Here is an 11145-nt window from a genome sequence, read left to right as displayed (position 1 = left end):
AGCATCCACCGTGGCAGCAAGTCGCTCCGTCGAGCCGACGACATCGGTGAAGAGCACGGTGAGCAGGCGACGGTTGACGCGAGGCTGGTCCGCTCGTTCGATGAACGCCTCCATCTCGGACAGCTTCTCGTCCAGATGGGTCGTGAAGACGAGGTGGTCTGCGGAGTCGTACTCAACGAGTCGCGCGTGGGGAATCTCCTTGGCCATGAACCGCGCTGCTTCGATGGGCACCCACTGGTCGAACAAATTGTGGAGGATCAGGGTCGGCGCAGCGATGGCGCCGAGGCTTGCGCGGACGTCGGCCGACAGGGTGGTGGTCAAATAGGCAGCGGCGGTCGTAGGTCCGGCTTGGCCGCCTTCGATGATCCACTCGGCGATCGACTGGTCCCCGAGCCCGCTGGGAGCCATGAGTGGGCTCAGGTCACCGGGGCCGTGGCCGGATCCAGGTGCGTCAAGCTCGGCCTTGAGGGCTGCTAGAACGTCGTCCGGGACCCCATGGGCCCAGTCTGGACTGCTCACGGGGCAAGGGGTGGACGAGGTGATGATGAGCTTGCTGACCCGCTCTGGGTGGGCCGCCGCGAGGAGCATGAGCGCCTGCGCGTCCCACGCGTTCGCCCACACAGCAGCCGAGGCGGCGCCGAGGGAGTCCATCACGGCGAGCAGGTCCTCACCCTGACGCTCCAGGGTCGGCCCCTCGCCCGGCGCAAGTGGGTCAGAGTAGCCAAGTCCTTGCCGGTCCATGCAGATCATCGTCGCGAAGGTGGCGATCTGGCGCTCCATGTGCGCACAGCGGGGCTCATCGAACACGGAGCGGGCCGAAATCATCCCGCCCGGCCACCCGATGATGGGTGGCCCGTCGCCCATCGCCCAGAACCCAAGATGTCCGCGCGAGCCCTTGGCGTAGTGGACGTCTGGCGTTCGTGGCACTGCCCACACCTCCCATCGCATGGGAAACCAGCCGCGGATTGAGTGCTCAGGATAGGCCACGAGGCCGCACGTTGAATCACTTGCCAAGGAGAACCGCGCCCGAGCACCACGGACTCACGATGCGAGGTTCGGCGCTACGGTCCGGACCACACTGGGCAGATCAGTGGTGCCCCCGGCAGGATTCGAACCTGCGCCCCCGCCTCCGGAGGGCGGTGCTCTATCCCCTGAGCTACGGGGGCCCTAGTGGCACCGAAACACCCGGTGCCAATCTGACCAACTGCCGTGTGAGCCTACCGCACGCGCACTACGGTGAGGCCCATGCCCAGAGTGCTCGTGGTCGACGACACGCCCTCGATCCGTCTGTTGATCAAGACCAATCTGGAGCTGGCTGGATTCACGGTCGAGGAGGCTGTCGACGGCGTGGCCTGCCTTGAACAACTGGCTGCTGACAGCGTGTTGCCCGATGCCATCACGATTGACGTGATGATGCCGCGGATGGACGGCATCTCGACCGTGACGTCGCTTCGCAACGATCCGCGCACAGCGAACATCGCCGTCGTCATGGTCACGACGCAAAATCACCCGGCCGACATCCAACGGGCCACCGAGGCAGGTGTCGACTGCTTTCTGGTCAAGCCCTTCGACCCCGACGAACTGGTCGACGAGCTGCACCGTGCCATCGAAGTCAGAACCGCGCGCGACAACTCTTGAGCGAGCCTCGTGCGCGACGTACCGTTGCAGCACACGGAGAGGAGGTGGTCCCAAGAATGAGTAGCTCTTGGACATGTGAGGTGGCTGTCCGCTAGCCGGACGTCCGATTCCGGACTGGCTGGTGAATATCAGCAGCCACCCGACCCACAGGGGTGCCGAGTGTCCGCTCGGCCCGCGCCCCTCGGCTCGCCGAGTCGACCCGAGGTTGGCGCGACCCTGTGGGTCGTTCCCCGTCCAGCAACACCGATACGCTGGTCAGGTGACCCCCGAACAGCTCTCCGCAGCGATCGTCGACGCCCTCACCGCGCTCGTCGACGCGGGATCGGTCACGCTCCCCGACAGCGTTCCGTCGACTGTTGTGGTCGAGCGGCCCAAGGTCAAGGAGCACGGCGACTACGCCACCAACATCGCGCTCCAGCTGGCCAAGAAGGCGGGTGTGAATCCGCGGGAGTTCGCTCAGCTGCTGGCCGATCGGCTCGCTTCGGCCGACGGTGTCGCCAGTGCGAAGATCGCGGGTCCAGGATTTTTGAACATCCGCGTGGCCGCTGGCGCGCAGGGCGCTCTGGCCGGTCACGTCGTCGCGGCAGGCGCCGGGTACGGCACCAGCGACGTCTACACAGGTCAGCGGGTGAACCTGGAGTTCGTCAGCGCCAATCCCACTGGTCCGATCCACATCGGCGGTGTGCGGTGGGCCGCCGTGGGTGACTCACTGGGCCGCATTCTCAGCGCGGTCGGCGCCGACGTGACCCGCGAGTACTACTTCAACGACCACGGCGTGCAAATCGACCGCTTCGCCAGATCGCTGCTTGCCGCTGCGCGCGGCGAGGAGGCCCCCAAGGACGGCTACGGCGGTCAGTACATCCACGACATCGCCGCCACCATCGTCGCCGAGGTTCCCGGTGCAGCCGTGCTGCCCGACGGCGAGGCCCTCGAGACCTTCCGCGAGCGCGGCACCGATCTGATGTTCGCCGAGATCAAGCAGAGCCTGCACGACTTCGGCGTCGATTTCGACGTCTTCTTCCACGAGAACGACCTGCACGAGTCCGGTGCCGTCGGTCGCGCGATCGCTCGTCTCGACGAGCTCGGCATGATGTACGAGAACGACGGCGCCCGGTGGCTCCGCACGTCGGACTTCGGTGACGACAAGGATCGAGTCGTCATCAAGACCGACGGTCAGCCGGCCTACATCTCCGGCGACCTCGCCTACTACCTGGACAAGCGCGAGCGCGGGTTCGACCGCTGTCTGATCATGCTCGGCGCCGATCATCACGGCTACGTCTCTCGCATGATGGCGATGTGCGCTGCCTTCGGCGACACCCCCAAGGTCAACCTCGAGCTGCTGATCGGTCAGCTGGTCAACCTGGTGCGCGACGGTGAGCCGCTGCGCATGAGCAAGCGGGCGGGCACCGTCATCACCCTGGAGGATCTCGTCGAGGCGATCGGTGTCGACGCGGCCCGCTACGCCTTGGCCCGCTACTCCACCGACACGTCGATCGACCTCGACCTCGATCTCTGGTCGAAGCAGACCAGCGACAACCCGGTGTTCTACGTGCAGTACGCCCACGCCCGGTTGTCGTCAATCCTGCGCAATGCTGTCGATCTGGGCATCGTTGTCGATGCAGACCACTACGACCCCGCCGAGCTGTCGGCGGCACAGGAGGGCGACCTGCTGCGTGCACTGGCCGAGTTCCCACGGGTCGTCTCGCGAGCCGCGGAGCTGCGCGAGCCGCACCGCGTCGCGCGCGATCTCGAGGACACCGCGTCGGCCTTCCACAAGTTCTACGACGTCTGCCACGTGCTGCCCAAGGGGGACGAGGACCCGACCGATCTGCACCGGGCCCGCTTGGTGCTGGTGGCGGCCACCCGGCAGGTGATTGCCAACGGCCTCGCGCTGCTGGGTGTCTCTGCCCCAGAACGGATGTGACATGAGGTCTCACGAAGCAGGAGCCCTGCACGGCCAGGCTGGCGACCGCGGTCCCGCCTGGCTCAAGACGCCGGAGGACTCCAACCAGCTGGTCGATCACCTGTGGTCGCAGAACGTGTCCAAGGTCGATGGTGTGCTGACCGTGGCGGGGGAGTCGGTCACCGACCTCGCGGCCGAGTTCGGCACCCCCACCTACGTCGTCGACGAGGACGACTTCCGCGCTCGCGCTCGCGCGTTCCGCGACGCCTTCCCTGACGCCGACGTCTACTACGCCGGCAAGGCGTTTCTGTGTGTCGCCACCGCGCGCTGGGTGGCCGAGGAGGGCCTGCGGCTCGATGTCTGCACCGGCGGCGAGCTCGCTGTGGCGCTGCGCGCGGAATTTCCGCCCGAGCACATTGGTCTGCACGGCAACAACAAGTCCCTCGCAGAGCTGCGTCGTGCCGTCGAGGTCGGAGTGGGACGCATCATCGTCGACTCGGGCGAGGAGATCGATCGCCTGTCCGCCATCACTGCCGAGCTCGGTGTGACGGCACAGGTGATGGTCCGGGTCACTGCAGGCGTCGAGGCGCACACTCACGAGTACATCTCCACCTCGCACGAGGATCAGAAGTTCGGCTTCTCGATCGCCGACGGCGCCGCGCTCGACGCGGTGCGGCGGGTGCTTGGTGCTCCGGGCCTAGAGCTGTTGGGGTTGCATTCGCACATCGGCTCGCAGATCTTCGTCACGGACGGGTTCGAGGTGGCAGCGCGTCGGGTGCTCCGCCTGCACGCCCAGATCGTGGCCGAGCTCGGCGTCACGCCGCCGGAGTTCGATCTCGGCGGCGGCTTCGGCATCGCCTACACCACGCAGGACGATCCCTCCACGCCTGCCGACCTGGCCAGCGGCATGCTCTAGATCGTCGACGACGAGTGCGCGGCCATGGGCATCGAGGTGCCACAGCTGTCGATCGAACCGGGCCGCGCCATCGCTGGCCCCTCCACCTTCACGCTGTACGAGGTGGGCACCACGAAGTCCGTTGGTCTCGACGGTGGCGCATCGCGTCGCTACGTCTCGGTCGACGGCGGCATGAGCGACAACATCCGTCCCGCGCTGTACGGAGCCGACTACTCGTGCACCCTGGCCTCGCGACCGTCGGACGCGCAGCCCGTGCTGAGCCGCGTGGTGGGCAAGCACTGCGAATCCGGCGACATCGTCGTCAAGGACGAATTCTTGCCGCATGACGTGCGACCCGGCGACCTGCTGGCCGTGCCGGGCACCGGTGCGTACTGCCGCTCTCTGGCCAGCAACTACAACCACGTGCCCCGCGCGGCTGTCATTGCTGTGCGCAACGGGGAGGCTCGCGTCATCGTGCGCCGCGAGACTGAGGACGATCTCCTCGCCCTCGACCTCGGCTGACGTCGGGGGCTCGGGTCGTCAGGTAGTCGTCGATCTGCGCATCGGTCCAGTCACGCGACTCCTGCAGACCGGCAGCCATGGCGGCGAGGTAGGCGTCTGATGGATCGGTGTGCTCGGTCTCGTGGGCCGAGTGCGGAGCGGTGAAGGTCAGGAGCGGCCGGCCGTCCAGCGAGCCCACGTCCACCAACGTCTCGTAGACGCCCGGCCCGGCGCGGTGCCGCCCGTCCGGAAGGGGGGAGAGGACCACGTCGGCCAGCGGGTCCCTGTCGACCGGCTCGCGGCGCATCTCCTGAGCGGCGACGTCGGCGAACTGCTGTGCGGTCACCAGATAGGCCCGCGCAGCGGTGAAGCCCGCCGACAGGTGGTCGTAGAACGCCACACCGCCGCCCCACTGCGCTGACCTCCCGGCGAAGTACAGCGTGCCGGGCAGGTCGATCGCAGTGGATCGGACCGGTGGCGTCTGGTCGCGAGCTCCCGGATTGGCGCGGTCGCCGCCTGGAGGAGTGCCGCCTTCCAGATAGCAAGCCAGCCGCGTCGCCCACATGTTGGAGCCGTAGGAGACGTACCAGACGTGATCGGCCCAGTCGTCGATCGACAGTGTGGTCATCGGTCCGTTCGCAGCCGGTGCGGGCCTGGTCCCTGATGGGCGAGGGTGTCGTCCGGGTTGTACAGCGTGCAGTTCTTGAGCGAGAGGCAGCCGCAGCCGATGCACCCGTCGAGATCGTCGCGCAACCGCTCCAGCTGGGCGATTCGTCCGTCGAGGTCGGACCGCCACCGGCGCGACAACCGGGTCCAGTCCGCCTTGGTCGGCACCCGGTCGTCCGGAAGGGTCGCGAGTGACTCTCGGATGTCCTTGAGTGAGATCCCCACGCGCTGTGACACCCGGATGAATGCCACCCGGCGCAGCACTTCGCGCCGGTAGCGGCGCTGATTGCCGTCCGTCCGGGTGCTCTCGATCAACCCCTCGCGCTCGTAGAAATGGAGCGCCGAGATCCGAGCACCCGTACGTGCCGCTGCCTCGCCGGGGGTCAGCAGGTCGGTGGAGTGAAGCATCGCGACAACCTTAACAACGAGTCGTGGTTGACCTCAACTTTAGTTGAGGTTGTTGGGTCGTGCTGGTGACCACGACACGCGACTCCATCTGGACCGGCCGGCTCGGCACGACGACCGTCGGAATCTTCGCTCTGGCGTTCCTGTTCGCCTTTGAGTCGTTGGCGGTGCTGACCGCGATGCCGGTGGTCGTGAGAGATCTCGACGGGCTGTCCTGGTACGCCGTCTCGTTCGCCGCACCCATGGCTGTCTCGGTCGTCAGCCTGACCTTCGCAGGGGCATGGTGTGACGCGGCCGGACCACTACGTCCCATGGTCGTTGGGGTCGTCGTCTTCAGCGGTGGTCTGCTGGTGGCTGGTGTGGCTCCCTCCATGCCAGCCTTCCTGCTCGGCCGCGGCATCCAGGGCGCCGGCCAGGGAATGGCGGGGGTCGCGCTGTACGTCGTGATCGGGCAGGTGTTCCCTGACCATCTGCGACCGCGGGCCTTCGCGGTGCTCACCAGCGCGTGGACGCTGCCTGCGCTCGTGGGCCCCGTGGTCGCTGGTTCGGTCGCCGAGCATCTCGGCTGGCGGTGGGTCTTCTTGTCGGTTCCCGGGGTCGCCCTCGTCTGCCTCGTCGCGCTGGTGCCGTCGTTGCGGGCAGCCGGTTCTGGCAGCGGTGGTCGGGTCCGGGCCGCCACCGGCACGGCGACGGTTCTTGCCCTCGGCGTGCTGGCGCTGACCGTGGCAGGCCAGCGTGATGTTGCCTGGTGGCCCGCGCTGCTGGTCTTGGCCGTGGGGGCCATCGGGTTGTCCGCTCGACGGCTCCTGCCAGCGCGGACGTGGAGCGGAGGGCGCGGTCTCCCGAGCGTCTTGGCCACCCGCGGGCTGCTCGCGGCGGGTTTCACCGGAGCGGAGGCATATCTCCCGCTGTCGCTCGTCGAGCACCGCGGTCTGGGGGTCGCTGCCGCGGGTGCCTGCATCACCGGGGCGGCCTTCACGTGGTTCGCGGGTGCGTGGAGCGCTGCGAACGTCGAAGCGCTCGCGGATCGCGTGACCCGGGTGTCTCTGGGGAGCGCATGCATCGTCGTGGGAACGTTGGCCTCGGTCGGGTCCTTGGTCGATGGCGTACCGCTGGCGCTGGTCGTCGTCGGCTGGGCCGTGGGTGGTTTTGGGATGGGCATGGCGCTGTCGACACTGTCGGTCCTGGTCATCGAACTGTCAGAACCTCACGAGCAAGGTGTCAACAGCGCTGTCATGCAGCTGAACACCCAGACCGCGGAGTCCATGATGCTCGCGGTCGGCAGCGTGGTCTTCGCGGGACTGCTGGTGACCACCCCCTTGCTTGGCTACGTGCTGGTGATGACGGGGGCTACTGCGGTGACCGTGGCGGCATTCGTGCCGCTGCGCCGCATCGGTGTCAGCTCACAGCGCGGAGGAGGGCCGTGACGGTGGCGGCGACGAGTACTGCAAGCAACACCGAGCCCTTGCGCCACGACACGATCGCTGCAGCGCCGACGCCGACGGTAGAGGCGCCCACCGCCAGCTGGTCGCCGTCGGCGAACACCGCCGTCGCCACGAGCGCGGCGAGCACGGCGGGGGCCGTCAAGATGACCACACCCGCGAACCGGGGCGGCAGCGGACGACCGCCGAGCACCACCGGTCCGAACGCCTTGATGGCGGCCGTCGTGATCGCGACGCCAATGATGGTCCACCAGATGGTCGCGCTCACGGAATCGCCCTTCGCCGCAGTCCCCAGAGGGCGGCGACACTGGCCACGAGCACGGGAACGCCCGGTGGAGTGAACGAGACGAGGGCCAAGGCGATGGCTGCGCCGGCGAGCGCCACCCCGATCCGGTCGCGGTCACGGAGCTCGGGAAGCAAGATGGCGACGAAGAAAGCGGGATAGATCGCGTCAAGACCCCACCGGTCGACATCGCCGATCAGATCGCCGCCGAAGGCGCCGGCGATCGTGCCAAGCTGCCAGGTGAGGAACTGCGGAGCCGTCGTGCCGAACAGCTTCCACCGGTCGAACGAACCATCGGGCCTAATCGAGATCGCCCACGACGAGTCGACGACGGCTTGCCCTTGCGCGGCGCGCTTCCAGCGCCCACCGGGCAGCGACGGTGCGAGTGCGGCGCCCATGGGCAGGAAGCGTGAGTTCATCAGCGAAGCAGCCGCAACCGCAGCGGCCGGATTGCCGCCCGCCGCAAGGATCGCGACGGAGGCGAACTGGGCTGACCCGGCGAACACGATCAGGGACATCGTGATGGCAGCGACGGCACTGAAACCAGCGTCGCGAGCGATCACGCCAAAGGACAACGAGAGCAGTCCGCCGGCGACGGCAAATGGTAGCCCGACGAGCAACCCCGCACGGAACGACGCCCGAGGATCAGGAGAGTCGAGGCTGGCCACATCTCAGGATCCCAGACGGCCGTCGGCCCGGCGCGGGAGGCCGATACCCTTGCCACGTGTCTGCCTCGTCGTGGGAATCCGGCCGTCCCCTCCGCATTGCCCTGCTGGGCTGCGGGGTCGTCGGCACGCAGGTGGCGCGACTGCTCACCCGCGATGCCGATGAGCTGAGCCAGCGGGTGGGCGCGCCGATCGAGCTGGCTGGCATCGCTGTTCGCCGACTCGGCCGCGAGCGCGACCTGGACGTACCCTCCCAGCTGTTCACCACAGACGCCGCAGGTCTCGTGGCGCGCGGAGACATCGACGTCGTGATCGAGGTCATCGGCGGTATCGACCCAGCCCGTGCGCTGATCCTCTCGGCGCTCGAGCACGGTGCCTCCGTCGTGACCGCCAACAAGGCGCTGCTCGCCGAGGACGGCGCCACCTTGTACGAGGCCGCCGAGAAGGCCGAGCGCGACCTGTACTTCGAAGCTGCCGTCGCGGGAGCCATCCCGATCGTGCGTCCGTTGCGCGAGTCATTGGCCGGCGACTCGGTGCAGCGCGTGCTTGGCATCGTCAACGGCACCACCAACTTCATCCTTGACGCCATGACCACCACCGGGCAGGGGTTCAGCGAGGCGCTCGACGAGGCGCAGCGACTCGGCTTCGCCGAGGCCGACCCGACCGCCGACATCGAGGGTTTCGACGCCGCGGCCAAGGCTGCGATTCTCGCCGAACTGGCCTTCCACACCCGTGTCACCATCGCGGACGTGCACCGCGAGGGCATCAGTGACGTCACTGCCGCAGACGTGCGCTCGGCCGCCGACATGAGCTGCGTCGTCAAGCTGCTGGCGATCTGCGAGAAGCGCGAGACCCCGGACGGCCCCGCGGTCTCAGCACGGGTGCATCCGGCCATGATCAGCCGTGACCACCCGCTGGCGAGCGTGCGCGGTGCCTACAACGCAGTGTTCGTCGAGAGCGAGTCTGCCGGCGAGCTGATGTTCTACGGTCCCGGTGCTGGAGGATCGCCCACCGCCAGCGCGGTACTGGGCGACGTGGTGTCGGTGGCGCGCAACCGGCGCAGTGGCGTCTACGGGCCCGGCGAGTCCACTCACGCGAGGCTCGAGGTGCTCGACATGGGCCGAGCCCGGACGAGGTATCACGTCTCGATCGATGTCGATGACCGCGCCGGAGTGCTGGCGCAGGTGGCCAATCAATTCGCCGAGTTCGACGTCTCGATCCGCACGGTGCGCCAGGAGGGCAGCGGATCCGATGCGCAGCTGGTCATCGTGACGCACGAGGCTGACGATGCAGCGCTGGCCGCGACGGTCGCCTCGTTGCGAAATCTGGAGATGGTGCGCGACGTCAGCTCAGTCATGCGCGTCGAGGGAGGCGTCTGATGGCCACGACGGAGGTCGTTGATCATGGCTAGTCTTTGGCGCGGCGTGATCCTGGAGTACCGCGACCGCCTCCCGGACATCCAGAACGTCATCACTCTCGGGGAGGGTGGCACTCCGCTGATTCACTCGCCGTGGCTGTCCACCATGGTGCACGGCGACGTGTGGCTGAAGGTCGAGGGGGACAACCCCACGGGTTCGTTCAAGGACCGAGGCATGACGGCCGCGATCTCCGCGGCGGTCGACGAGGGCGCCAAGGCCGTCGTGTGCGCGTCCACCGGCAACACCTCAGCATCCATGACTGCGTATGCCGCCCGCGCCGGACTCACTCCGATCGTGCTGGTTCCGCACGGCCGCATCGCCGCCGGCAAGATGGCCCAGGCCGTCATGCACGGTGCCGAGGTCATTCAGGTGCGTGGCAACTTCGACGACTGCCTGAACATCTCGCGGGCGCTCGCCAAGGAGTTCCCGGTCGCCTTGGTCAACTCGGTCAACCCGATGCGACTTCAAGGTCAGAAGACGGCGGCGTTCGAGATCGTCGACCAGATGGGAGACGCGCCGGATCTGCACGTGCTTCCGGTCGGCAACGCCGGCAACATCTCGGCCTACTGGATGGGCTTCACGGAGTACCACCAGGACGGCCCCGCCACTCGAACACCTGCCCTCTGGGGTTTCCAGGCCGAGGGCGCTGCGCCGTTGGTTCACGGCTCACCGGTCGAGCACCCCGAGACGGTCGCCACCGCCATCCGCATCGGCAACCCCGCGTCGTGGACGCTGGCCGAGCAGGCCCGCGACGACTCCGGCGGTCGTATCGGAGCCGTCAGCGATGCTCAGATCCTTTCAGCGCAGCGTGAGATCGCCAGTCGCGAGGGCACCTTCGTCGAGCCTGCCTCAGCCGCAGGGGTCGCTGGACTGCTCGCCGCAGCCGCAACTGGCGAGGTGGAGAAGGGCCTGCGCATCACCGTGACCGTCACGGGACACGGACTCAAGGACACCGAGACCGCGTTGAGCGGATTCGAGTCGCTGGTCGACTCGGTCATCGACGTCGATGTGCACGCCGCGGCTTCGGCTGCCGGCCTCGCATGAGCTTCACCGCCGGACCGGTCACGGTTCGGGTTCCAGCGTCCAGCGCCAACATCGGCCCCGGCTTCGATGCGCTCGGACTGGCGCTCACCCTGCATGACGAGATCACCGCCGAGGTCACCGACGACGGCGTGTCGATCGACGTCATCGGTCAGGGCGCAGGGTCCGTGGCGCTCGACGAATCCCACCTGGTGGTGCAAGCGATGCGCGGCGTGTTCGCCCTGCTGGGTGAAGATCCGGCCGGGTTGCGGCTGACCTGCCGCAACGCCATTCCGCACGGTCGAGGGC

General features: G+C 67.8%; 10 protein-coding genes, 1 tRNA gene and 2 pseudogenes. 7 read left to right on the top strand and 6 right to left on the bottom strand.

Going from position 1 to position 11145, the window contains the following annotated elements:
* Together WB508_RS12175 and WB508_RS12170 are read right to left on the bottom strand one after the other, a co-directional pair.
* Positions 1 to 927: alpha/beta fold hydrolase (locus WB508_RS12175; protein ID WP_423845147.1), on the bottom strand; the 927-nt coding region annotated here is incomplete at its 3' end.
* A 164-nt stretch (positions 928 to 1091) separates the two neighbouring features.
* Positions 1092 to 1166, bottom strand: a tRNA-Arg gene (locus WB508_RS12170).
* Positions 1167 to 1245: 79 nt separating this feature from the next.
* Between WB508_RS12170 and WB508_RS12165 the strand changes: the two genes are divergently transcribed.
* From WB508_RS12165 to lysA, 3 genes and pseudogenes are all read left to right on the top strand, one after another.
* Positions 1246 to 1638, top strand: a complete 393-nt coding sequence (locus tag WB508_RS12165) for a response regulator (protein WP_423845146.1) — start codon at positions 1246 to 1248, stop codon at positions 1636 to 1638.
* Positions 1639 to 1897: 259 nt separating this feature from the next.
* Positions 1898 to 3562, top strand: coding sequence for an arginine--tRNA ligase (argS, locus tag WB508_RS12160; protein ID WP_423845145.1), 1665 nt, complete (start codon positions 1898 to 1900; stop codon positions 3560 to 3562).
* A 1-nt stretch (position 3563) separates the two neighbouring features.
* Positions 3564 to 4958: pseudogene (gene lysA / locus WB508_RS12155) on the top strand (diaminopimelate decarboxylase).
* Here the strand turns inward: lysA and WB508_RS12150 are convergent.
* Together WB508_RS12150 and soxR are read right to left on the bottom strand one after the other, a co-directional pair.
* Entirely contained in the window at positions 4906 to 5565 is a 660-nt protein-coding gene (locus WB508_RS12150; RefSeq protein ID WP_423845144.1) for a histone deacetylase, read from the bottom strand. The pseudogene lysA and the gene WB508_RS12150 overlap by 53 nt on opposite strands.
* Positions 5562 to 6011 carry a redox-sensitive transcriptional activator SoxR gene (gene soxR / locus WB508_RS12145; RefSeq protein ID WP_423845143.1) on the bottom strand — a complete coding sequence of 150 codons (450 nt, stop codon included), beginning with the start codon at positions 6009 to 6011 and terminating at the stop codon, positions 5562 to 5564. The genes WB508_RS12150 and soxR overlap by 4 nt, the downstream gene beginning before the upstream one ends.
* A gap of 65 nt (positions 6012 to 6076) precedes the next feature.
* Here soxR and WB508_RS12140 point away from each other — a divergent pair, with 65 nt between their 5' ends.
* Entirely contained in the window at positions 6077 to 7435 is a 1359-nt protein-coding gene (locus WB508_RS12140; protein ID WP_423845142.1) for an MFS transporter, read from the top strand.
* Here the strand turns inward: WB508_RS12140 and WB508_RS12135 are convergent.
* Both WB508_RS12135 and WB508_RS12130 read right to left on the bottom strand, forming a co-directional pair.
* Positions 7407 to 7718 (bottom strand): AzlD domain-containing protein, encoded by a 312-nt coding sequence (locus tag WB508_RS12135; protein WP_423845141.1) that lies wholly within the window; start codon positions 7716 to 7718, stop codon positions 7407 to 7409. The two genes, WB508_RS12140 and WB508_RS12135, sit on opposite strands and share 29 nt — an antisense overlap.
* Positions 7715 to 8401 carry an AzlC family ABC transporter permease gene (locus WB508_RS12130; protein ID WP_423845140.1) on the bottom strand — a complete coding sequence of 229 codons (687 nt, stop codon included), beginning with the start codon at positions 8399 to 8401 and terminating at the stop codon, positions 7715 to 7717. Before WB508_RS12130 ends, WB508_RS12135 begins: the two co-directional genes overlap by 4 nt.
* Positions 8402 to 8457: 56 nt before the next feature.
* On the opposite strand from WB508_RS12130, the gene WB508_RS12125 reads away from it, so the two are divergent.
* The 3 genes and pseudogenes from WB508_RS12125 to WB508_RS12115 form a co-directional block, all read left to right on the top strand.
* Positions 8458 to 9777, top strand: a complete 1320-nt coding sequence (locus WB508_RS12125; protein ID WP_423845139.1) for a homoserine dehydrogenase — start codon at positions 8458 to 8460, stop codon at positions 9775 to 9777.
* An 18-nt stretch (positions 9778 to 9795) separates the two neighbouring features.
* On the top strand, positions 9796 to 10860 hold the full coding sequence (thrC, locus tag WB508_RS12120; RefSeq protein WP_423845138.1) for a threonine synthase: 1065 nt from the start codon (positions 9796 to 9798) through the stop codon (positions 10858 to 10860).
* Positions 10857 to 11145, top strand: a pseudogene (locus WB508_RS12115) (homoserine kinase); the annotation flags it as partial. The gene thrC and the pseudogene WB508_RS12115, both read left to right, overlap by 4 nt.

The sequence above is a fragment of the Aeromicrobium sp. genome (assembly GCF_049586495.1).
In the GTDB taxonomy this organism is placed as follows: domain Bacteria; phylum Actinomycetota; class Actinomycetes; order Propionibacteriales; family Nocardioidaceae; genus Aeromicrobium.
Note: the sequence above shows the minus strand (reverse complement) of the source record. Positions and strands in the feature narration are given on the sequence as shown.

Bases quoted from the DNA above. Each gene is read 5' to 3' on its own strand.
- WB508_RS12165 (WP_423845146.1), top strand. From the start codon at position 1,246: ATGCCCAGAGTGCTCGTGGTCGACGACACGCCCTCGATCCGTCTGTTG.
- WB508_RS12150 (WP_423845144.1), bottom strand. From the start codon at position 5,565: ATGACCACACTGTCGATCGACGACTGGGCCGATCACGTCTGGTACGTC.
- soxR (WP_423845143.1), bottom strand. From the start codon at position 6,011: ATGCTTCACTCCACCGACCTGCTGACCCCCGGCGAGGCAGCGGCACGT.